Below are 21,893 nucleotides of genomic sequence, written 5' to 3'. Positions count from 1 at the left end.
CATCAGAGGGGGATCAACTACCCGTGCCGTCGGCCAATTCCAGGGCCACCTGCAGCCCCGCCGCGATCCGCTCCTCCTCGGTCGACGACTCGTCGCGGATGAAGAACCAGGCCGCGTGCATTGCGAACAGCGCCATCGAGCGCCTCAGCCTGACCGGCAGCGGGTCGTCCGGGCCGCACAGCGCCTGCATCAGCTCGCCCATGCGCTCGCGCATCAGGTCGACCTTGGCATGGCCCTGCAGCGCCGTCTTGTTGCGGTCCATGAACTGCATGACCTCGTGGTGGCGTCCGCGGGTCATGTGCGCGGAGTAGCGGCGGATGAGCTCCCCCCGGGTCTCCGGCGTGCGAGGGTGCCCGTTCGCCCACGCGATCAGCTCGTCCAGCGCCTTGACGCGGTCTTCGATGAGGCTGGCGACGATGTCCTCTTTGGTCCGGAAGTGGTAGTAGAGTGCCGCCTTGGTCACGCCGAGGGCCTCGGCTATCTCCCGGAGCGACGTCGCCTCGTACCCCTGCTCGGTGAAGAGCCTGATCGCGACCTCCTGGATGCGGCTGCGCGTATCGGTTTGAGCACCCATTCCCACGGTTCCTATTTAACTTGACGGCCGGCAAGTAAGCACAATACCGTGCCTCGGGCACTAGCCTGTCGGCTAGTAAGTAATTTTCTCTCAAGGGGGCACCCATGACTACGGAGACCGCGGCCGCGCCCGGCCGGTCCCGGGAAGTGATGATCGTCTTACCCGGTCTGATGCTGGCGATGATGCTGGCGATGCTGGACAACATGATCGTCGGTACGGCTATGCCGAGGATCGTCGGGGAGCTTCAGGGCCTGGACTACTTCACCTGGGTCACCACCGCCTACGTGCTCGGCACCACGGTCTCCACGCCGATCTGGGGCAAGCTCGGCGACCTCTACGGTCGTAAGAACGTCTTCCTGAGCTCGATCGTCATCTTCCTGGTCGGTTCCGCGCTCTGTGGCATGGCGGGCTCGTCGCTGTTCGGCGGCACCGGCGACGGCATGATCGAGCTGATCGCCTTCCGCGCGCTGCAGGGCCTCGGCGCCGGCGGGCTCATCGTCGGCGTGATGTCGATCATCGGGGACCTGGTCCCGCCCCGTGAGCGGGGTCAGTACCAGGGCATCATGGCGGCGATCATGTCGCTCGCCATGATCGCGGGGCCTCTCGTCGGCGGTTTCATCACCGACAACCTCAACTGGCGCTGGGCCTTCTACGTGAACCTCCCGCTCGGCGGCGTGGCGCTGATCTGGCTGATCCTCAAGCTGCACCTGCCCAGGCACCGCACCGAGCACCGCATCGACTGGCTCGGCGCGGCCATCCTCACCGTGGCGATCACCGCGATCGTGCTGATCACCTCGTGGGGCGGCCAGAAGCACGGATACCCGTGGGGCTCGTGGCAGATCCTGGGGCTGGCCGCCCTGGCGGTCGTCGCGATGGCTGTGTTCATCCCCGTCGAGCGGCGGGCGGCCGAGCCGATCCTGCCGCTGCACGTGTTCGCCAACCGCAACTTCACGCTGATCAACGTGCTCGGCTTCCTGCTCGGCTTCGCGATGTTCGGCGCGATCACCTTCCTGCCGATCTTCCAGCAGATCGTCCAGGGCGCCTCGGCCACCAACTCCGGTCTGCTCCTGCTGCCGATGATGGCCTCGTCCATGGTCGTGTCGCTGTTCGTCGGCAGGGCGATCACCAAGACGGGGAAGTACAAGAGCTTCCCGGTGATCGGCGGCGTGGTCATGGCCATCGCCGTGTGGCTGCTGTCGACGCAGGACGTCCACACCCCGTCCTGGAAGACCGGCGTCTACATCGCCGTCCTCGGCCTCGGCATGGGCTTCCTGATGCAGACGACCATGCTGATCGCGCAGAACAGCGTCGAGCAGAAGGACATCGGCGTCGCCAGCAGCGCCTCGACGTTCTTCCGCTCCATCGGCGGTTCGTTCGGCATCTCGCTGTTCGGCGCCATCTTCAACAGCCGCCTCGCCGACGAGATCGCCGCCAAGTTCGGCGCGCAGGGGTCCGCCCTGGCGGCCGGCGGCCCTCAGGTCGACCCGAAGATGCTCGAGCAGATGCCACCGGCGGTCAAGGCGGGGTTCCTGGAGGCGCTCGCCAACGCGATCGGCTCGGTCTTCCTGTGGGCGGTCGTGTTCGCCGCGCTGGTCCCGGTGATCGCCGCCTTCATCAAGCACGTCCCGCTGCGCAGCGGCGCTCCCGGCGCCGGCGACGGCGAGAAGGCGGAGCCGCTGGCGGCCGCCGCCTTCGAATGACCTGATCCGAAGCCGATACGGCGCACGCCCCCGCTCGGGCGTGCGCCGTATTGCGTTTACCGGGCTGGTCAGGCGGGCCGCTCGGCCCGGTCCGCCGACCAGTCGGTGTGGAAGGAGCCCTCCCGGTCGACCCTTCGGTAGGTGTGCGCGCCGAAGAAGTCACGCAGCCCCTGCAGCAGCGCCGCGGGGAGCCGGTCGCGGCGCAGCCCGTCGTAGTAGGCGAGCGCCGAGGAGAAGCCCGGCGTGGGCACCCCGATCGTCGCCGCCGTCGCCACGACCCGCCGCCACGACTCCTGGGCCTCGTCCAGGGCCTGCGCGAACGTCGGGTCCACCAGCAGCGTCGGCAGGTTCGGGTCCGCGTCGTACGCCGCGCGGATCCGGTCGAGGAAGCGCGCCCTGATGATGCAGCCGCCGCGCCAGATCGTGGCCATCGCGCCCAGGTTCAGGTTCCAGCCGTACTCCGCGCTCGCGGCGGCCATCTGGTCGAACCCCTGGGCGTACGCCACGATCTTGGAGGCGTACAGCGCCCGCCGCACGTCTTCGACGAGGCCGGAGTCGCCGGCCGTCCCCGAGGGGCCGGTGAGCGAGCGGGCGGCGGCCCGCTGCTCGGGGTGGCCCGACAGCGCCCGGGCGAACACCGCCTCGGCGATGCCGGTGACCGGGACGCCGAGGTCGAGCGCGCTCTGCACGGTCCAGCGGCCGGTGCCCTTCTGCTCGGCCTGGTCCTGCACGACGTCCACGAACGGCTTGCCCGTCGCGGGGTCGGTGTGGCCGAGCACCTCGGCGGTGATCTCGATCAGGTACGACTCCAGGTCGCCCCGGTTCCACTCGCGGAAGACGTCGGACAGCTCCTTCGGGGTCAGCCCGAGAGCCTGCCGGAGCAGGTCGTAGGACTCCGCGATGAGCTGCATGTCGGCGTACTCGATGCCGTTGTGCACCATCTTGACGAAGTGGCCGGCGCCGTCGGGACCCACGTGCACGCAGCACGGCACCCCGTCGACCTTCGCCGCGATGTCCTCGAGCAGAGGGCCGAGCGTCTCGTACGCCTCGGCGTCGCCGCCGGGCATGATGCTCGGGCCGTTGAGCGCGCCCTCCTCGCCGCCCGAGATGCCGGTGCCGACGAAGTGGATGCCCCGCTCGCGCAGCGCGGCCTCCCGCCGGCGGGTGTCCAGATAATGGGCGTTGCCGCCGTCGATGATCATGTCGCCCGGCTCCATGACGGCGGCGAGCTCCTCGATCACGGCGTCGGTGGGCGCCCCGGCCTTGACCATGATGATCGCCTTACGGGGCCGCTGGAGGGAGGCCACGAACTCCTCGATCGTGCCCGCCGGCAGGAACGCGCCCTCGTCGTGGTGCTCCTCCATGAACCGGGTCGTACGGCTTTCCGTGCGGTTGTGCACCGCGACCACGTGACCGTGGTGGGCGAAGTTCCGGGCGAGGTTGCGGCCCATGGTCGCCAGGCCCGTCACTCCGATGTCTGCCTTGTCCATGCCTACAGTCATACCGCTCCCAGGTGGGGGCGACGGGCCTCGGGTGGGCGTGTCCGGCGGCCGGTCGCGGTGAGCTGCGGATTCGGTAGCCGATCAGTAGCCGTATGCGCCGGACGGGTGGGAGTGCGACGGAGCCGGTCTGGCCGAGGTCGTGGGCGCGGGTGCCGGCTTTTCCGCAGGTGGAAGGCGCGGACAGTGGCAGGTCTGCCTTATCCTGACAAAACCCGCAAAGCAAGCGGGTTTTGTATAGACATGGTCGTCCGATGGCGAGGACACTTGGCCTCGCGCCTGGCCGCTGGTAATTCACTACAGCCAAGAAGGGCCGGTTCCCCCGAGCCGGCCTCGTCCACCGTCGTCGCTCACTACGGAGAAGAGACGTGTTCGCACCGAAGCCGGAACGGTCAGTCGTCGCGGTCCCTCCGCCCGGAGACGGGCCCGGATTCTGGGCGGGCGCGCCCAGCGCCGTGAGCCGGGACGGATGGATCTACCTGGCCTACCGGCTGCGCCGGCCGCTGGGTGACGGCCGGGGGTACGCCGTGGAGATCGCCCGCTCGGCGGACGGCGAGCGGTTCGAGAAGATCCTCACGATCACCAAGGAGGAGATGAAGACCGAGTCGCTGGAGCGCCCGACGCTCGTGGTGACGCCGGAGGGCAGGTGGCGTCTGTACCTGAGCTGCGCCACGTACGGCACCAAGCACTGGCGGGTCGAGATGATCGAGGCCGCCGCGCCGGCGGAGTTCGACCCCGCCGACGCGCAGGTGGTGCTGCCCGGCGACCTCAAGACCGGTGTCAAGGACCCCGTGATCCTCCACCACGGCGGCGTGTGGCACCTGTGGGCGTCCTGCCACCCCCTGGAGGACCCCGACGAGGCCGACCAGATGGTGACCGACTACGCCACCAGCATCGACGGCGTCGAGTGGACCTGGCAGGGGACCGCGCTCGACCGGCGGCCCGGCGAGTGGGACTCGCGCGGCGTGCGGGTGAGCGCGGTCACGTTCAGCGGCGAGACCGTCATCGCGTACTACGACGGCCGCGCGTCGGCGGAGGAGAACTACGAGGAGCGCACCGGCGTGGCCATCGGCCCCGGCCCGTCCACGCTCACCGCCACCGGAACCGCCCCCGTCGCCCAGTCGGAGCACGCCGGGGGAGGACTGCGCTACCTGTCGATCGTGCCCGTGGCGGGGGGCCACCGCCTGTACTACGAGCTCACCCGCGCCGACGGGGGTCACGAGCTGCGCACCGAGCTGCGCTGACGGCTCTGGAGAGGGTCACGGGTCCGGCGGGCGGGGTGGACACCGCCGTGCGCCTCCACGGTGGCGGAGCGGGAGCCGAGGGCGGTCACGCCCCGATGGGATCGCCTCCCGGCGGGCCGCCCATGCGCGGCGGCCGGGCGGCCCGGTCGGAGGCACTCCTCACGCGGCCGTTGCGGGCCTGCCGCTGGCCGGACGGCCGGGCTCCGACCAGGCCGCCCGACCGATCCCGGGGGCGCAGCCAGTCGCCGAAGTCGTCGCCGGAGTCGCCGCCCAGCAGGTCGCGCAGCAGCGCGATGTCGGCGGCGAAGTAGGCGAGCAACTCCTGCCGCTGCGCCCAGGTGAGCGGCCGCCGGGGCTGGCCGTCGCGCTGCAGCATCCGTTCCAGCGGCGCCGTGAGACGCTGGCCCAGCACCGGATCGCCGAGCCGGGCGAGCCGGGCCAGGATCCGGTGCCTGCGGCTGTGCCGCGGATGGGCCGTGACGTTCTCCCTGGGCACCTCGCCGACCAGCCCCTGCTCCACCCCGAGGAACGCGCAGATGCGATCGAGGGTGGCGGCGGGGCGGTCGACCATGTCCCGGTAGCGGAAGACCAGCACCTGCTCGCGGGGGAACAGCGTGAACAGGTGCGCGAGCTGCTCGCCGTACCGGCCGAGACCGACGTAGTGCCAGAACGGCGACCAGCCGTCGGCGACCCGCTGCTTCTCGGCCGCGCACGCCTCGATGACATCGCCGATCGGCTCCAGGCCGGCCGACCACAGGTGGGTCCAGTTCGAATGGGCGCGCTCCACGGGGTCGCGCAGCGAGACGATGAGTCTCGCGCCCGGGATCGCCTCCCGTATTCGCCGCTGGGCCGCGCGGTCGTAGAGGTAGAAGGGAGTGGACTCGCCGCGCAGCGCTCCGGGCGCCGCGTCCGCGAACAGCGCCTCGTAGTCGGCGCGCCGCCACACGTGCTCGCGGTAGGTCTCCGCGTCCCCCGGCCCGCCCTTCGCCGGAGGCGGGCCGTCGGTGAGGAAGAACTTCGGCTCCTTGACGGGAGACATGAACAACTGCGGATGGCGGGCCAGCGCCGCGTGCAGGGCCGTGGTGCCGGCCTTCGGCACCCCGATGACCAGGAAGTCGGGCAGGGCCATGGGAGTCCTCCTACTTTCCCGATTGATTAAGTTGGTTTTGCCCCTTCCTTGCCCGGAAAAATCACCCGACTTTGGTGTAGTACCACCGAAACGGACGCCGATGCCGTCTCCCGGCCCGTATCTGCCCCGCCTCGTACGTCCGGCAGGACCGCGGCCGGGAAGCGGCGGGGCCGGGTCAGCCGGAGGTCGCGCCGCGCGCCGCGACGGTAGGCCGCACCCACGCGGCCGGCCGGCGGTGGGTGAGCGCGGCGGCGCGCCGGTCCCCGTCGGACCAGACCTCGAACCACACCTCGTTGCGGCCCGCCTCCCGGACCAGCCCCCACCGGTCGGCCAGCAGGTCCAGCAGCGGCAGGCCGCGACCGCCCTGGCTCGACCCGTTGGGGAGCGGATGACCGGCGCACGGCGGCTCGGCCGAGCCGTCGTCCTCCACGCAGACCCGCACGCGGTCGGGCAGGCACGAGACGGTGACGGTGAAGGTGCCGCCGTCTCCCGATCGGGAGTGGACGACCGCGTTCGTCGCGATCTCGCTGGTCAGCAGCACACAGTCGTCGTGGCGGGGATGGCCGCGCCCGAGCGCGGCGGACACGAGCCTGCGCGCTCGCCCCACCTGGTCCCGCCCACCCGCGAGCCGGGCCACGCGGTTCCCCGCGCCGTCCCCCGAGATCTCCATGAGCTCCTCCCAACGCGTGGCCGTGTGGCCGCCGCAGGAGAGGACGTCCGCCCCCGCGTCCGCGATGTCACGGGAAAGTAGGAGTGTCCTTGCCCCGCTATGCCGGGAAAGTGCCCCCGCTCCCTCGTCTCACGTGCTGCGGCCGGGGAGCCGGCCGCAGCGGAACCGGGGGAGGCCTCGTACCACCGGCCTCGTACCGCACAGGGGTGGACGGCCTTTCTGAACGGGGTCGTGGGAGTGTCTCAGCGGCTGTAGTCCAGGAACAGCGTGCCGTTCTTGCCCCGTCCGACTTCGAGCAGCGTCCACGACTGGACGTCGTCGCTCTCGAACACCCGCCTGCCGTGGCCGACCACCGATGGTGCGACGACCAGCCGGAGTTCGTCGACGAGCCCGGCCCGCAGCAGTGAGCGGGCCAATTCGATGCTGCCGTGGACGCCGATGTCGCCGCCGGATCCCTGCTTCAGGGCGGTCACGTAGTCGTGTGCGGGGGTGGTGATCAGGGTGGAGTTCGCCCATTCCTGCGTGGGCACGCTGGAGGTGACGACGTGCTTGCGGGTGCCGTTGATGAAACCGGCGAACGGCTGGAAGTCCGACGTGGGCCAGTATCCGGCCCAGTAGTCGTAGGTTCCGCGTCCCAGCAGGACGTCGTCCTGGGTGGCGATGACCCGGTCGAGGTAGGCGACCAGCTGGGGGCCGTCGTCGGCGAGCCAGTCGCCGTCCTCGTAGGCGACGCCGTCGAGCGACATCAGGTGGTAGAGCACGACCTTGCGCATGGTGGTCTCCTGGTGGTCGGTCCAGTGGTCGATCGCGTACGTGGCGGAGACGGTGCCGCACCGGCCGTGCCGCCGGTCCAGTGACGGACGACGCCGTCGTCCGGTCGTCGCGGGTCCCATAGTGTCGCTTGATCGCCGGCCCCGGCGATACGAATTCGGCGGCAGCCGAATCCGAGGAGTCGCCGGCCGGGCCATGCTCTACGTCCGCACGCCCCGCGCCAACGCCCTGCTGGGCGATTGATTCGGCGCAGGCCGAATCTGTCCGGGCGAAAGTGAATTGTCCGGAAGAGCGACCTGACGGTAACTTCGCGGCTTATGGCCCCGACTCTGCGTACCGAGCGCCTGCTGCTTGAGCCGTACGTCCTCGAAGACGAGGACGACTTCGTCACCCTGTTCCGGGACGGGCAGGTCTCGCAGTGGATGGGCAATGGTCCCGCCAGCGAGGCGGAGTATCGTGCCCTGTTCGGACGGATCTTCACCAAGGTCTACGCCCAGGATCTGTTCGACGTCTGGGCCGTCCGCCGGAACGGCCGCTTCGCCGGGCACGCCGAGATCAAGCCGGCGGACGTGGCGGAAGGCCACGAGATCATCTACGCGCTCACCCCCGACCTGTGGGGATCGGGCCTGGGGAGAGAACTGGCCGAGGCGATCGTCGCCCACGGCTTCGACACCCTGGGGCTCGGGGAGGTGTACGCCACCGTGGCGGCGCCCAACGGCGCCTCGCTGGCCGTGCTGGACAGGATCGGATTCGAGCACGTCCGGGACATGGCCGAAGACGACGGAAGCATCACCCGGGTGCTGCGCCGCCGGGCCGCGGGGCCCACTCGCCAAGGGTGAGCAGGCCGGCCGTTCCCGGCGGGATGCCGGCTCTCCCGCCGGGACGGGTCACCGCACGCGAGGCCTCTCGGAGGCGGTCGCCGTGGCGACGTCGCGAGGGTAGGAGCGCCTGCCGTGGAGCAGGATGATCGCGTTCGCCATCAGGGGAGCGAGCATGATCAGAAATGCGTACTGCAGGCCCTGCGCGCCCCCGGCGCCGCCCGAGCCGAGGAGGTCGGCCAGGAATCCGAAGGTCACGGGGGCGGCCGCCTCCGCGCCCATCCGTAGGAACGTACGTATGCTTTCCGCGCGTCCCCAGAGCCGGAAGTGGACGACGTCGAGGCGCGCGGCGTCCAGCGGGGGATTGGCGGCGGCGAGGGACGCGGCGGCGACGAGGAAGAAAGGCAACGCCGTCGCCGTCGACGTCGTCAGCAGAGCCGGGACGAAGAACACGGCGGTGGTGAGGTAGGCGACCGCGGGAACGGTCATCCGTGCGCTGAGACGACCACGTCGAATCAGGTGGTCGGCGATCCGCCCACCGCTGAGGACACCCGCCAGGGCGCCGAGACCGACGAGCACGGCCGGGCCCGTGACCGCCGCCGCGGCGAGACCGTACTGCCGGTCGAGGAAGAGCACGCCGAAGCTTCGCAAGCCGGCGAAGAAGAAGTATCCGACCGCGGACGCGCTGATCAACACGACGTTCGTGCGCCGCCGCCCCGCCCCACCGGGCGCGGCCGCCCCACCGGGCGCGGCCGCCCCTGGCCGCCGCGCGCCGGCTCGGGAAGCTTACGCGCGATCACGAAAGTGAGGAGCGTCCCGAACAGCGCGAGCAGGAAGAACGCGGCACGCCATGACAGCAGGTGCGCCAGATTGCCGCCCACGAGCAGGCCGAATCCGACGCCGAGCATCTCTCCGCTGAGGATGAACCCGTAGACCCGGGCTCGTTCGCCCGGGGGGAAGAAGTCGCCGATGAGGGAGCTGAGCGTGGGTCCGGCCGTGGCCGACACGGCGCCGAGCGCCAGCCGCGACAGCAGGAGCCACTGGTAGGAATCCGCCAGGCCGCCCGCGAGCATCGCCAGCACCCACAGCACGACGCCGGCGGTCAGGAGCCTGACCCGCCGCACCCGGTCGGTCAGCACGCCCACGGGTATGACGGCCAAGGCGGCCGAGGCCGACGACACCGCGGTCAGGGAACCGAGCTCGGTGTTGCTGACGCCCAGACTCTCCTTGAGCTCCACCGCCACCGCTCCCACGGTTCCCTTGTCCGCCGCGTCGAGCGCCAGCACGCAGGCGAGGACGGCGATGATCTGGAAGCGCGCCGGGCCTCCCACGGCACCGGTCAGCCACCGCGCGGCCCAGGCGACCGCCGCACGCACCAGACCTCCGGGTTGTCCGGACATGCTGCTCCCTACCGGGTGCGGAAACGCGGGCAGTCGCAGGAAAGGAAGCAGGCCGAGCTCGGCGAGAGGACGGATCGCCTCGCCTCTCCTCGTCCACTCCCCGGCCCGCACGATGCGTCGCACCAGCGCGGGAACTCTGGTCGCAACCTTTGCCGACGCTTGTGGAGCGGCATCGCGGAACCCGGGTACGCGCGGCGGCAGGCGGCGGGCAGCCGGGTGCCGCGCGGGACGATGGGGAAACGGCGGCCGGGGGTGACCGCCGGGGCGAGGGCGGGAAAGCGACGGGGCGGCGGGACCGGTTCGTCCGGTCCCGCCGCCCCGTCGCCGTGAATGGAGCCGGGCAGGCTTCCGTCAGGAGTCGTGCGCGGACGCCCCCGTGGCGGAGCCGTTCACGACGAGCACGCGCTCGCGCTCGGGCACCTCGATGGCAGGGAAGGTGCCGGTGTCGACGATCCCGTGCTCCCGGAACGCCGCCTCGATCAGCGCGTACGCCTGGGGTTCGAGCTTCCACAGCGCCCGCCACTCCTTCGCCACGAGGAGCGGGATGCCCACCTCCTGGGCGATGTCGGCGGCCCGGGGGACGTACTTGCGTGCGATCTGCTGGTCCCAGTACTGCCGGGCCGCACGGAGCTGGGCCGCGCGCTGCGCGGTGTCGACGACGGGCGGCGCCGGCTCGGCCGGGACGTCCTCCTCCTCGTCGTCGATCAGTTCGGCGATGGTGGGGGCGGGCAGCGCCGCGGGAGCGGGCTGCTCGGGCTCGGGCGCCCAGGGGACCGGCGGGGCGAGGTCGATCAGCGCGGAGGTGTTGTAGAGCGCGCCGATCTGGGACAGCAGGGCCTCCTGCCGCTTCTCGTCCACGGCCAGGCCGGTGAACTCCACGGCCTGGTCCATCGCCTTGTCGAGCTTGGCCATCGCGACGCGCAGCTTGCGCCCGGACACCCCGGCCTCGCGCAGCGCGCGGACCCGCTTGGCGGCCAGCGCCACCCTGGTCAGCCTGCGGTGGGCGTCCACCTCGCTCGCCGTACGGTCGCTCGCCTCGGCGAGGCCGATCCGGACCAGCACGCGCTCCGGGGTGAGCCGCCAGTTGATGCGGCCCCGGCCGGTGATGCGGACCCGTTCGATGGCCATGCCGCGCTCCCACAGCCAGGCGGCCACGAGCGGGGCGGCGAGACGGAAGACGGCCTCGGCGACGCTGCGGGCGTCCATGCTCGACAGGACGGCCGACAGGGACGTCAGCACCCACACGGCCAGGCCGTCGATGCCGGCCGAGTAGTTCTCCCGCATGTTGCGGCGCGCCCGTACGGCGCTGGTGATGACGGCGACCTCGATGAAGGCGAACAGCAGGAGCCGCAGCGGCCCGTCGAACCCGAGGACGTCGCCGGAGAAGCGCCACATGCCCTGGGCGGAGACGCCCGTGGCGATGCTGGCGGCGACGATGGTGAGAACGTCCTCGGTGGGCCGGCCGGTCGCCCAGCGGCGGAAGAGGCGGATCAGGGCGCGCAGGGCGAAGAAGGCAAGGACCAGTAAGACCAGGGCGATGACACTGATGATGATCGTCTCGACCGGATTGGCCGATACGAAGGCGGTGATTTGGTCAATGGGGGGCATCAGTCACGGTCTCTCGACGTCCGATGGTTTTCCTCGAGATCATCCCAGAACCGTGTCGGCCTTTGGTGCGAAACACGCCTCTCCGTGAACACGCCGTCGCCCCGGGTCCAACGAGAGTGTGGCCGCGGCGGGACATTGACCGGCCGGGGACCGGTGCGTACGTTCCAGGCAGCGTGGAGGACAGGCATCGCCGGGAGGCGACGATGGCAGAGCAGTCCGGCACCACATGGCCCTGGCCCGATCTTCCGCCCGGCCCCTTGGGAACCCCCTCGCCCGATCTCGCCCGCAGGTGCGCGCAAGCCCCCATGGAGCCGGTCACGATGCCGAGCGGGGACCGGGCCCCGATGATCGTCAGGTATGAGGACGTCAGGACCGTGCTCACGTCCCCGGCGGGCAGCCGCAACCTGCGCGCGGCGAACCTGCCCAGGATGGTCAGCGGCACCGGCCTGGACGACGACCCGGCGGCTCTGATCAACCAGGATCCGCCCGAGCACACCCGCTATCGCCGCATCCTGCAGAGCACGTTCACTCCCCGGCACATCGAGCGCTGGCGCCCCCGCGCGGCGGCCATCGCGGCCGAGCTGCTCGACGCGGCGGGGGAGGAGTTCGACGTGGTCGCCGACTTCGCGCTGCCGCTGCCCGCCCGGGTGATCTGCGAGGTGCTCGGCGTGCCGATGGACCGCTTCGAGCAGTTCCGCGGCTGGACGGAGATGTTCCTGTCCTCCTCCGAGCTGAGCGCGGAAGCCAGGGCGGAGGGGTTCGCCGCGTTCATGGCGTACGCCCGGGACCTGATCGCGGAGCACCGGACCAGGCCGGGTGACGACCTCATCGACCTGCTCGTCGCGGCGCGCGACGGAGAGGACGCGCTGAGCGAGGACGAGCTGACCCACATGGTGTTCACGCTGATCATGGCGGGGCACGAGACGACCGCCTCGATGATCATCCGGGGCGCGTTCCGCCTGCTGTGTCACCCCCGGCAGTACGCGGAGCTGACCGCGAGCCCCGAGCTGATCGAGGCCGCCGTGGAGGAGATCCTTCGGCACGAGGGGCCGGGAGGGAACGGCCTGCTCCGGCGGGTGACGGAGGACGTCGAGCTGTCTGCCGGCACCGTGCCCGCGGGGACCGTCGTGCTGCCCAACCCGGCGGCGGCCAACCACGATCCCTCGGTCTTCGACGATCCGTGGCGCTTCGACATCCGGAGATTCGCCGGGCCCGCCCCCGACCCGCACCTGGCGTTCGGCCACGGCCCCCACTATTGCCTGGGGGCGAACCTGGCCAGGATGGAACTGCAGGAGGCGTTCCGCGCCCTGGTCACGCGGCTGCCGCGGCTGCGCCCGCGGGAGGATCCGGGAGCGTGCGGTGGACCGACGACGGCTTGATCCACCGGCCGCGCCGGCTGCTGGTCAAGGCCGGCTGAACCACACCCAACCCCGGGCCGGACCTTGCGCCGGACCCTGGCCGGGCCGGCGACACACCCGTGTCGAGCCCGGCCGGCACCGGCCAAGGACCAGAGGTTCCAGATGTCCGGGTTCTCAGATGTCGAGGTTGAGGCGGGCGATGGGCTCGACGAGCTCCTCCTCCTCGTAGCGCAGGTGCGACAGCAGCACGTCGGACAGCAGCTCCACCTGGTCGCGCACGCCGTCAAGCCGGTCCGGGTCGTCGATCATCGCGACGAGGGCGGCGTCCAGCTGCGTCAGCACCCCGGCGATGACCTCGTGCTCCTGCTCCAGGCGGGCCACGACCGGCGCCAGCGACTCCTGCGCCGCCGCCAGCATCGGGAACATGTGCTCGTCCTCGATCGTGTGGTGGGTGGTCAGCAGACGGCAGTACGACGCGCAGAACGTGCCGAGCGTCCAGTAGTTCTGCCGCATGGTGAGCTCGTTGATCATCGAGCGGAGCGCGGCGGCGTCGGAGCGTCCCGCGGCGACCTGCTCCAGGGCGTCCCTGATCTGGGTCAGCTCCCGGCGCAGGTGGTCGTGGATGAGCACGAGCCGCCGGCCGTTCGCCTGCTGGCGCGGCGGGAGCGCGGCGATGTCCCGCTTGGGCAGCCGCGGCCGGGTGGCCTCGTCGAGCACCGCCTTGGCCGGTGCCGCTTGCGCGATCCCGGCCGGGCCCTCTGCGTCCGGCAGCGGCCCCCGGGCGCGCTCCCGCGCCACGGCCTCGCGTACGGCGGGGGCGACCTCCTCGGCGAAGACCTTGAGGTCCCTGTCGTCGTCCACGGCCAGCACGAACACGCTCATGCCGTGGCCGAGCGCGAGCTCGGCGAGCTGCTCGGCCCACACGGCGGGCGGCCCGTCCAGGAACCCCTTTCCGGCGGCGCCGGAGAACCGGCCCTCGATGTTGTAGACGCGGCGGATCTCGGCGGGGTCGCGCCCGGCCCGCTCGGCCGCGGCGTTCAGGATCTCGCTCATCGCGCCCAGCTCGCCGGGCGCGGCGTACCCGGAGGAGGGCACCCACCCGTCGCCGAGCCGCCCGGTCAGTTCGAGCATGCGCCGCTTGTACGCGCCCAGCCACAGCCCGATGGGGTGCGGGGGAAACGGCCCCGGCCGCGCGCCTTCCAACCGGTAGTGCCTGCCGTCGAGCCGTACGCCCTCGTCGCCCGGCGTCCACAGCGCGCGGAGGACCGCGATGGCCTCCTCCAGCGCGTCCACGGCCTCGCCGGGGCTGTGGCGGGGGCCGCCCATGGCCGCGATGCCGTCCCAGAACGCCCCGGCGCCGAGGCCCAGCTCGACCCGGCCCCCGCTCAGGATGTCGAGGGACGCGGCGGCCCTGGCGAGCACCGCCGGCGGCCGCAGCGGCAGGTTCACCACGTCGGGGAACAGCCGCACCCGCTCGGTGCGCCCCGCGAGCGTGGACAGCAGCGTCCAGGTGTCGAGGAACGCCGGCAGGTAGGGGTGGTCCTGGATGCCGACGATGTCGAGTCCGATATCGTCGGCCAGCACGGCCTGCCGGACGATCCGGTGGTGCCCCGCCGCGTCGGGCGTGAGAAACGCCCCGAACCACAGCTCATGTCCGAAGTCGGCCATTAAATCGCTACCTTTCCGCGTCTCGGACCGGGAGCCTACCTTCGTGACAAGATCCGGCGACACGACCCTCACGGCCCCCGGCGGCACCGTCCTGTCGGTCGTGATCGGCTCGCGCGCGTACGGGCTGGACACCGAGGAGTCGGACGTCGACAGGCGAGGCGTGTTCGTGACGCCCACCCCGATGTTCTGGCGGCTCGACAAGCCGCCCGATCACGTGGAGGGGCCGCTGCCCGAGCAGTTCTCGTGGGAGGTCGAGCGGTTCTGCGTGCTCGCGCTCGAGGGCAATCCGTCCGTGCTGGAGTGCCTGTGGTCGCCGCTGGTGGAGCTCGTCACCCCGGTGGGCGAGCGGCTGCTGGCGCTGCGCCCCGCGTTCCTGTCCGCGAAGGCGGAGCGGGCGTTCGCGGGCTCGGCCGAACGGCAGTTCCGCCGTCTCGGGCCGCAGGACCCGCCCCGGCCGGGCGGCGACGGCAGGCGGTGGAAGATGGCCATGCACATGATCCGGCTGCTGCTGGGCGCCGTTCACCTGGCCGGGCACGGGGAGCCGCTCATCGAGGTGGGCGCCCACCGCGATCGGCTGCTCGCCGTACGGCGGGGGGAGACGCCCTGGCCCGAGGTGCTGGCGTGGCGTGCGCGGCTGCTCGCGGAGCTCGACGAGCGGGCCGGGCGCGCGCTGCCCGCACGGCCGGACCGGGCGGCCGTCGAGGAGTTCCTGACCGACGTGCGGAGGTGGGCTCTGTGACCGATCGAGGTGCGCGGGCCGGCTCGACGACCGTGATCGAAGGAGAGGCGCCGTGACCGCCGTCCTGCCGTCCTGGCTGCCCGAGGTGGCCGCGGGTGAGCGGCACCCGCTCGCGTTCGCCACCGTGAGCGGCGCGCATCTCTACGGGTTCCCCTCCGTGGACTCGGACGTGGACCTGCGGGGCGTGCACGTGCTGCCGGTCGAGGAGGTCGTCGGCCTGCGTGCGGGTGAGGAAACCGTGACCCGCTCGTGGATCCGCGAGGGGGTGGAGGTCGACCTCGTGACCCACGACCTCGCCAAGTTCTGCCGGCTGCTGCTGAGCCGCAACGGCTATGTGCTGGAGCAGCTCCTGTCGCCGCTGGTCGTGACCACCTCTGCGCTGCACGAGGAGATGCGCGCCCTCGCGCGGGGCTGCCTGACCCGGCACCACGCCCACCACTACCTCGGTTTCGCGCGCACCCAGCGGCGGCTGTTCGACCGTACGAGGGAGCTGAAGCCGCTGCTCTACGCGTTCCGGGTGCTGCTGACGGGCGTCCACCTCATGCGTACGGGCGAGCTCGTCGCCGACCTCACCCTGCTCCTCGCCGGCGGGCCGCCGTACCTGCCCGGCCTGGTGGAGGCCAAGCGGGCGGCCGAGCACGGCGGGCTGCCGGACGGCGCGCCCGGCGGGGAACGGCTCGCGGCCGACCTCGACGCGCTCACCGCCCGCCTGGCGGACGCCCGGGACTCCTCCGCGCTGCCGGACGCCCCGTCGGCCCACGACGCCCTGCACGACCTCGTCGTACGGACCCGGCTCGCCGGGCGTCCATCGGGGGACTGAACGGTGAAACAGGACGGGGACACGCGAACAACGCGGGGTGCCGCCCCACAGACGGGGGCTATCGCGGATAATGGGCCAACCGCCACCATCCCAGGAGAACGCTTTGACCACTCAGTTCGGCAAAGACAACCTCGACCTGGCCGCGAGCGCGGAGGCACTGGCCGACAGCGCGCCCACCGGATCTCTGCGCCACGCCGCCGCCAAGTCCGTCGCGATCACCTTCGCCACCACCCGTGACGCCGATCAGGCCCGCAACACCTTGAACGGCATCTCGCCCGCAGACGTCCGGCAGGCCGCGCTGGAGATCTTCGACGAGCTCTCCGCCCGGGCCGACTGATCGGGCCGACTGATCGGGCCGCCACCGCCGATCCCCGGCGGCGGCGCGGGGACTTCCCCGTGGGATCGGCGCACCGGCCTCGCCCCGCACCGGCCTCGCCCCGCTACGGCCCGGGCGACCAGGCGATGACGGGGGGTCTGACGGCCGCGCACAGGGGACGCCCCTGCGCGTCGGTGAGCCCGAGCCGCCCGACCAGCGTGCCGGAGCCGATCGCCGCCGCGAGCAGATCCGGTTCGAGCCGGTCGAGCATGAGCTTGGCCCGGCGGAACACCGTGAAGCCGCCGGCCACGTCGAGCGTGCCCCAGCACAGGTAGACGAATCGGCCGCCCGGCCTGCCCTGGACATACGGCCCGCGGATGTCCGCGGCACCGCCGGCGGTGGTGGACACCGTGCAGTCGAGCGTCCACTGCGCCGTCGCGGCGTCACCGGGGTGGAGATCGATGATCTCGCCGGGGCGGTCCCGCCGCTGCACGCCCACGTGGATGCCGGAGTATCCCGGGAACCCGTCGCCGGGCGGGCATGTGCGGCCGGGCAGATCGCCGGCCTCGATGCGGATGCGCATGCCGGCATCCTCACAGACGGTCCCGACAGAATCCGCCGGCCCCGCCGGACGCCGTCCGATCCGTGATCGTGCCCGGCTGTGTGAACGGAGGCCCCCGCCTTTCGGCAGGGGGTTACCGCGACGCGAAGAAGGCCGGTCCCGGGGTTCCGGGTCCGGCCTTCGGATGCTGCTTGGTGGTGGGCGATACTGGGATTGAACCAGTGACCTCTTCCGTGTCAGGGAAGCGCTCTCCCGCTGAGCTAATCGCCCTTGGACAAACCAAGAGGTGGAGACGGGATTTGAACCCGTGTACGCGGCTTTGCAGGCCGCTGCCTCGCCTCTCGGCCACTCCACCGTGACAAGCTGCACAGTGTCAAGCTCCGAGCGGAAGACGGGATTCGAACCCGCGACCCTCACCTTGGCAAGGTGATGCTCTACCACTGAGCCACTTCCGCGTTCCCCGGCTCTGTCCGGCCGGGCTCACGGGAAGACTTTATCCAATCTCCCGCCGACTCCCCAAATCAAAGGCGTTCCCCCTGCTCACGCCGCGAGTTCCGGCCGATGCTTCCATCCCCGTCGAACCGTCCCCGCGTTAGCGTCGAGGCATGTCCGTCACACATGACCGCACACACGCCGCCCTCCCCGGCGCCGCCGGGAACGCGCCAGAGCCCGGCACGGCCGAGATCGGAGGAACCGCCGAGGGTGCGCGGAACACCGAGGTCGCGGGAGACGCCGACATCGCCCCCGTCGCGGCCCTGATCGCGGACGCCGCCCGCGCCGCCATGCTCACCGCGCTGCTCGACGGCAGGGCGCTGGCGGCGGGGGAGCTGGCCGCTATCGCTGGTGTGAGCGCCCCCACCGCGAGCTCCCATCTGGCCCGGCTCCTCGACGGCGGCCTGGTGACCGTGGTCAAGCAGGGGCGGCATCGCTACTACCGCCTCGCCGGCCCCGACGTCGCCCGCACGCTGGAGGTGCTGGCGCGGATCAGCGGGCGCGTCGCCGTACGGTCCCTGCGGCAGTCGCGGCAGGCCCGGCTGCTGCGGGAGGCCCGCAGCTGCTACGACCACCTGGCCGGCCGGGTGGGGGTCGAACTGTACGACTCGCTGGTGCGCGAGGGGCGTCTGGTCGAGGCCGACGGCGGCTGCCTGCTGACCGCGAGCGGAGCGGAGGCGCTGGCGGAGCTGGGCGTGGACGTGGAGCAGGTGCGCCGCGCCCGCCGCAGGTTCGCCCCCGACTGCCTCGACTGGCTGGAGCGCCGCCCGCACCTGGGCGGGGCGCTCGGCGCCGCGGTGCTGGACCGGCTCCTGGCGCGGGAGTGGCTGGTCCGGGGCACCGTGCCCCGCGCCCTGCGGCTGACCGGCGCGGGACGGGAGGGACTGGGAAGGATCTTTGGATGTAAGGAGCTAACCTGAGATACGCTGGTTACCCGCCACGCGCGCAGGGCGCGAGCAGCACGACGTGAAAGAGTGGGACGATGCACGACAACGAGGTCGTGGGCGTCGGCCCTGGACCGCTCGCCTTCGACGACGTGGTCCGGGTCGCGAGGTACGGCGCACAGGTCCGCCTGACGGACGACGCGATCGCCGAGATGGCCGCCTCGCGGGGGCGGGTGGAGGAGCTCGCGGAGGCCGACACCCCGGCCTACGGCGTCTCCACCGGTTTCGGCGCCCTGGCCACCCGGCACATCGACCCTTCGTTGCGCGCCCAGCTCCAGCGCAGCCTCGTCCGCTCCCACGCGGCCGGCTCGGGGCCCGAGGTGGAGACCGAGGTCGTGCGGGCCATGATGCTGCTGCGCCTGCGCACGCTCGCCACCGGGCACACCGGCGTACGCCCGGCCACGGCCCGGGTGCTGGAATCCCTGCTGAACGCCCGGCTCACCCCGGTCGTCCACGAGTACGGCAGCCTCGGCTGCTCGGGCGACCTCGCCCCGCTCTCCCACGTCGCCCTGACGATCATGGGTGAGGGCGTCGTACGGGACGCCGAGGGGCGTCTGCGGCCCACCGCGGAGGCGCTCAAGGAATACGGCGTCGAGCCCGTCGAGCTGGCGGCCAAGGAGGGGCTCGCGCTGATCAACGGCACCGACGGCATGCTCGGCATGCTGGTGCTCGCGCTGCACGACCTGTCGCGGCTCCTCACGACCGCCGACATCAGCGCCGCGATGAGCGTGGAGGCGCTGCTCGGCACCGACTACGTCTTCGCGGCCGACCTGCAGGCGCTGCGGCCCCATCCCGGTCAGGCCCTGGCGGCGGCCAACATGCGGACGCTGCTCGCCGGCTCGGGCGTGATGGCCTCCCACCGCGACGGCTCCTGCACCCGGGTCCAGGACGCCTACTCCCTGCGCTGCGCCCCCCAGGTCGCCGGCGCCGCCAGGGACACCCTCGCGCACGCGTCCGCCGTCGCGGCCCGCGAGATCGCCAGTGCCATCGACAATCCCGTCGTGCTCGCCGACGGCCGGGTGGAGTCCAACGGGAACTTCCACGGCGCCCCGGTGGCGTACGTCCTGGACTTCCTGGCCATCGCGGTGGCCGACCTCGCGTCGATCGCCGAGCGGCGCACCGACCGCATGCTGGACGTGGCGCGCAGCCACGGCCTCCCGGCGTTCCTCGCCGACGACCCGGGGGTGGACTCCGGGCACATGATCGCGCAGTACACCCAGGCGGCGATCGTGTCCGAGCTCAAGCGGCTGGCGGTGCCGGCCAGCGTGGACTCGATCCCGAGCTCCGCGATGCAGGAGGACCACGTCTCGATGGGCTGGTCGGCGGGCCGCAAGCTGCGCCGCGCCGTCGACGGCCTCACCCGTGTGCTCGCGATCGAGCTGCTGACCGCCGCCAGGGCGCTCGACCTGCGCAGGCCGCACGCGCCCGCGCCCGGGACGGGCGCGGTGGTCGAGGCGCTGCGCGAGCCGGTGGCGGGGCCGGGGCCCGACCGCTTCCTCGCACCGGAGATCGAGGCGGTCGTCCGCCTCGTCGAAAGCGGCGTCGTGGTCGCCGCCGCCGAGTCCGCCGTCGGCCCCCTGGGCTGAGACTCTGGGCTGAGACCCTGGGCTTGGACCCCCCCGAGCTGGGACCCCCGGGCTGACACCTCAGAGGGCGGCGACCACCTCGACCTCGATCATCAGTCCCGGTCGGAACGGCCGTCGGCCGCCGGGGCGGAGGGCGGGTTGACCGCCCGCACCTCCTTCGCCGTGGGGGCTTCGGCCGCCCGGGACGCCGCGAACGGGACGACGGCGGTGAGGTCGTGCCCCGCCAGCCCGGCCGCGACCGCATCCGCGAGCAGGTCGCGCGCGGCGGCGGTCACCGTCTGACGGCTCCCCGGCCCCTCGGTGGCCAGCCGCAGGTCCTTGGCGGCCAGTCCGAGGGCGTACCTCGTCTCGAACGGGCCCGACTCGGCTACCGGCCGCAGGCGCTCCGCGAGCCCGGCCAGCGGCGTCGCCCCGAGGACGTCCAGGAGCGCGGCGCGGCCGACTCCGAGGCCGTCCGCGTAGGCCAGCGTCTCCGCCAGTCCCACCTGGGCGGTCACCAGCGCGCTCATCACGGCGAGCTTGGTAGCGGCGCCCGACTCCGGCCCGCCCGCCTCGTGCACCGTCCCGAAGACGCGCAGCACGTCCGACACCCGGTCGAGGTCCTCGCGGCGGCCCCCGGCGAGCACGACCAGCGTTCCATCGGCGGCCGGGCCCACGCTGCCGAGCACGGGGGCGTCGACCAGGCCCACGCCCTCGGGAAGCAGGTCCCGCAGGCTCCGCACCGCGCCGGGGCCGATCGTGGACATCTCCACCAGCACCGATCCCGGCCGCAGCCCCGGCAGCGCCGCCCGCACCACATCGGACACCGCGTCGGGATCGCTCAGCATCGTGATCACGACGTCCGCTCCGGCCGCGGCCTCCGCGGCGGAGGGGGCCGCCTCCGCCCCCGGCACGTCCCGTGGCGTACGGTTCCACACGGTCACCTGGTGACCGGCCGCGACGAGGCGGCCGGCCATCGGGATCCCCATACGCCCCAAACCAAGAAAAGCAATCATGTCTTGGACATTATTGGAGGCAAAAGCCGTTCCACCAGCGACTAGATTGCATGGCGTTCATCCCCCTCCCTCATGGATCGGAGCATGTTCGACACCGACGCGCTTGTGCTGCTCGACGTCGTGGCCCGTACGGGATCGTTCACGGCCGCCGCGATACAGCTCAACTACACCCAGTCAGCCGTGTCCCGGCGCATCGCGTCCCTGGAGGCCCAGGCGGGCGGCCCGCTGTTCGCGCGGCTGCCGCGGGGGGTGCGGCTGACGCCCGCGGGCCGGACGCTGCACCGCTACGCCCGCGAGGTGCTGGAGCGGCTCGGCCGGGCGGGGGAGGAGCTCGCCGCCATCCACCAGGGCAGCGGCGGGCGGCTGCGGGTCGGCGCGTTCGCCACGGCCAACGCCGTGCTGGTCCCCGCCGCGCTGCGCGAGCTGCGGGCCTCCCGCCCGGAGGTGGCGGTCAGCATGGTGGAGGGCCTGAGCACCGCGCTCATGGACGGCCTCGGCCGCGCGGAGATCGACATCGCGGTCGTGAGCGACTACCCCTCCGGGCTGGGGGCGGGTCCCGAGGTGGAGGTCACCCGCCTGATGGAGGACGAGCTGCTCGTCGCCCTCCCCGGCGACCACCCACTGGCCGGGAGCGAGCAGGTGGACCTGCGCGACCTGCGCGAGGAGAGCTGGATCGAGGGTGCCCCTCCCGGCACCGTGACCATGCTCGGCGCCGCCTGTGCCCGGGCCGGCTTCGCCCCCAGGGTCGACCTGCGGATCGGGGAGTGGACCGGCAAGCTCGGCTACGTGGCCGCCGGGCTCGGGGTGACGCTGGTGCCCGCCATGGCCGCGCCCGCCGTACGCGCGGACGTGGCGCTGCGGTCGCTCGGCGAGTTCGCGCCGCGCCGCACCGTGTACGCCGCCCTCCCACGCACGGCTCCGCTCCCCGCCGCCCGCGCGCTGCTCGGCCTGCTGGCCCGCCGGGCCGTCTGATTCGCGGCTCCGGGAGCCACCCGGCCGC

Annotated in this window: 21 protein-coding genes and 3 tRNA genes; 10 read left to right on the top strand and 14 right to left on the bottom strand. The window is 72.2% G+C overall.

All coding sequences use genetic code 11. The annotated features are described in order from the left end of the window. Positions 1–13 precede the first annotated feature (13 nt). Positions 14–574, bottom strand: a complete 561-nt coding sequence (locus tag BXA11_RS06235) for a TetR/AcrR family transcriptional regulator (protein ID WP_030505107.1) — start codon at positions 572–574, stop codon at positions 14–16. Between the two features lie 104 nt (positions 575–678). On the opposite strand from BXA11_RS06235, the gene BXA11_RS06230 reads away from it, so the two are divergent. Further along, positions 679–2,274 (top strand): MDR family MFS transporter, encoded by a 1,596-nt coding sequence (locus BXA11_RS06230; protein WP_076433485.1) that lies wholly within the window; start codon positions 679–681, stop codon positions 2,272–2,274. A 68-nt stretch (positions 2,275–2,342) separates the two neighbouring features. Here BXA11_RS06230 and gndA read toward each other — a convergent pair whose 3' ends face one another. Beyond that, positions 2,343–3,764 carry an NADP-dependent phosphogluconate dehydrogenase gene (gene gndA, locus BXA11_RS06225; protein WP_143734109.1) on the bottom strand — a complete coding sequence of 474 codons (1,422 nt, stop codon included), beginning with the start codon at positions 3,762–3,764 and terminating at the stop codon, positions 2,343–2,345. A 377-nt stretch (positions 3,765–4,141) separates the two neighbouring features. On the opposite strand from gndA, the gene BXA11_RS06220 reads away from it, so the two are divergent. Further along, positions 4,142–5,017, top strand: a complete 876-nt coding sequence (locus tag BXA11_RS06220) for a hypothetical protein (RefSeq protein ID WP_076433483.1) — start codon at positions 4,142–4,144, stop codon at positions 5,015–5,017. An 85-nt stretch (positions 5,018–5,102) separates the two neighbouring features. Here BXA11_RS06220 and BXA11_RS06215 read toward each other — a convergent pair whose 3' ends face one another. The 3 genes from BXA11_RS06215 to BXA11_RS06205 all read right to left on the bottom strand — a co-directional run bounded on the left by BXA11_RS06215 (position 5,103) and on the right by BXA11_RS06205 (position 7,709). Beyond that, positions 5,103–6,146, bottom strand: coding sequence for a sulfotransferase family protein (locus BXA11_RS06215; RefSeq protein WP_083744000.1), 1,044 nt, complete (start codon positions 6,144–6,146; stop codon positions 5,103–5,105). A 175-nt stretch (positions 6,147–6,321) separates the two neighbouring features. Further along, a complete protein-coding gene (locus BXA11_RS06210; protein ID WP_076433481.1) occupies positions 6,322–6,816 on the bottom strand; it encodes an ATP-binding protein in 495 nt (164 codons plus the stop codon). Positions 6,817–7,058: 242 nt separating this feature from the next. Next, positions 7,059–7,709: a dihydrofolate reductase family protein gene (locus BXA11_RS06205; protein WP_204053552.1), complete on the bottom strand. Its 651-nt coding sequence runs from the start codon at positions 7,707–7,709 to the stop codon at positions 7,059–7,061. 195 nt (positions 7,710–7,904) lie between these two features. On the opposite strand from BXA11_RS06205, the gene BXA11_RS06200 reads away from it, so the two are divergent. Further along, entirely contained in the window at positions 7,905–8,426 is a 522-nt protein-coding gene (locus BXA11_RS06200) for a GNAT family N-acetyltransferase (protein ID WP_076433479.1), read from the top strand. Between the two features lie 48 nt (positions 8,427–8,474). Here the strand turns inward: BXA11_RS06200 and BXA11_RS06195 are convergent, their stop codons facing one another. The 3 genes from BXA11_RS06195 to BXA11_RS06185 form a co-directional block, all read right to left on the bottom strand. Beyond that, positions 8,475–9,098: an MFS transporter gene (locus BXA11_RS06195; protein WP_076433477.1), complete on the bottom strand. Its 624-nt coding sequence runs from the start codon at positions 9,096–9,098 to the stop codon at positions 8,475–8,477. After that, positions 9,095–9,805: an MFS transporter gene (locus BXA11_RS06190; protein ID WP_083743999.1), complete on the bottom strand. Its 711-nt coding sequence runs from the start codon at positions 9,803–9,805 to the stop codon at positions 9,095–9,097. Before BXA11_RS06190 ends, BXA11_RS06195 begins: the two co-directional genes overlap by 4 nt. 351 nt (positions 9,806–10,156) lie before the next feature. After that, a complete protein-coding gene (locus tag BXA11_RS06185; RefSeq protein ID WP_076433473.1) occupies positions 10,157–11,413 on the bottom strand; it encodes a hypothetical protein in 1,257 nt (418 codons plus the stop codon). Between the two features lie 203 nt (positions 11,414–11,616). On the opposite strand from BXA11_RS06185, the gene BXA11_RS06180 reads away from it, so the two are divergent. After that, a complete protein-coding gene (locus BXA11_RS06180) occupies positions 11,617–12,792 on the top strand; it encodes a cytochrome P450 (RefSeq protein WP_143734108.1) in 1,176 nt (391 codons plus the stop codon). Between the two features lie 153 nt (positions 12,793–12,945). Here the strand turns inward: BXA11_RS06180 and BXA11_RS06175 are convergent, their stop codons facing one another. Beyond that, entirely contained in the window at positions 12,946–14,439 is a 1,494-nt protein-coding gene (locus BXA11_RS06175; protein WP_076433469.1) for an LLM class flavin-dependent oxidoreductase, read from the bottom strand. Positions 14,440–14,482: 43 nt separating this feature from the next. Between BXA11_RS06175 and BXA11_RS06170 the strand changes: the two genes are divergently transcribed. From BXA11_RS06170 to BXA11_RS06160, 3 genes are all read left to right on the top strand, one after another. Next, complete coding sequence (locus BXA11_RS06170) at positions 14,483–15,178, top strand: nucleotidyltransferase domain-containing protein (protein WP_076433467.1); 696 nt, start codon at positions 14,483–14,485, stop codon at positions 15,176–15,178. A gap of 52 nt (positions 15,179–15,230) precedes the next feature. Continuing rightward, on the top strand, positions 15,231–15,998 hold the full coding sequence (locus BXA11_RS06165) for a nucleotidyltransferase domain-containing protein (RefSeq protein WP_076433465.1): 768 nt from the start codon (positions 15,231–15,233) through the stop codon (positions 15,996–15,998). 103 nt (positions 15,999–16,101) lie between these two features. After that, the gene (locus BXA11_RS06160; RefSeq protein WP_076433463.1) at positions 16,102–16,335 is read left to right on the top strand and encodes a hypothetical protein; all 234 of its coding nucleotides are present in this window, start codon (positions 16,102–16,104) and stop codon (positions 16,333–16,335) included. Positions 16,336–16,438: 103 nt separating this feature from the next. Here BXA11_RS06160 and BXA11_RS06155 read toward each other — a convergent pair whose 3' ends face one another. The 4 genes from BXA11_RS06155 to BXA11_RS06140 all read right to left on the bottom strand — a co-directional run bounded on the left by BXA11_RS06155 (position 16,439) and on the right by BXA11_RS06140 (position 17,331). Further along, positions 16,439–16,897, bottom strand: coding sequence for a DUF5990 family protein (locus tag BXA11_RS06155; protein ID WP_030505092.1), 459 nt, complete (start codon positions 16,895–16,897; stop codon positions 16,439–16,441). A gap of 174 nt (positions 16,898–17,071) precedes the next feature. After that, positions 17,072–17,146: transfer RNA gene (locus tag BXA11_RS06150), tRNA-Val, on the bottom strand. 14 nt (positions 17,147–17,160) lie between these two features. Then, positions 17,161–17,231, bottom strand: a tRNA-Cys gene (locus BXA11_RS06145). Between the two features lie 28 nt (positions 17,232–17,259). Beyond that, positions 17,260–17,331: transfer RNA gene (locus BXA11_RS06140), tRNA-Gly, on the bottom strand. Between the two features lie 150 nt (positions 17,332–17,481). On the opposite strand from BXA11_RS06140, the gene BXA11_RS06135 reads away from it, so the two are divergent. Both BXA11_RS06135 and hutH read left to right on the top strand, forming a co-directional pair. After that, positions 17,482–18,288: an ArsR/SmtB family transcription factor gene (locus tag BXA11_RS06135; RefSeq protein ID WP_083743997.1), complete on the top strand. Its 807-nt coding sequence runs from the start codon at positions 17,482–17,484 to the stop codon at positions 18,286–18,288. Positions 18,289–18,350: 62 nt separating this feature from the next. Next, complete coding sequence (gene hutH / locus BXA11_RS06130) at positions 18,351–19,898, top strand: histidine ammonia-lyase (protein ID WP_076433461.1); 1,548 nt, start codon at positions 18,351–18,353, stop codon at positions 19,896–19,898. 92 nt (positions 19,899–19,990) lie between these two features. On the opposite strand, the gene BXA11_RS06125 is transcribed toward hutH, so the two are convergent. Next, on the bottom strand, positions 19,991–20,893 hold the full coding sequence (locus BXA11_RS06125) for an NAD(P)-dependent oxidoreductase (RefSeq protein ID WP_083743996.1): 903 nt from the start codon (positions 20,891–20,893) through the stop codon (positions 19,991–19,993). 84 nt (positions 20,894–20,977) lie between these two features. Here BXA11_RS06125 and BXA11_RS06120 point away from each other — a divergent pair, with 84 nt between their 5' ends. Continuing rightward, positions 20,978–21,865, top strand: coding sequence for a LysR family transcriptional regulator (locus tag BXA11_RS06120; RefSeq protein WP_076433459.1), 888 nt, complete (start codon positions 20,978–20,980; stop codon positions 21,863–21,865). Positions 21,866–21,893 lie beyond the last annotated feature (28 nt).

Source organism: Microbispora rosea (genome assembly GCF_900156315.1).
Lineage (GTDB): Bacteria > Actinomycetota > Actinomycetes > Streptosporangiales > Streptosporangiaceae > Microbispora > Microbispora rosea.
This window is presented reverse-complemented; position numbering and strand designations above follow the sequence as displayed.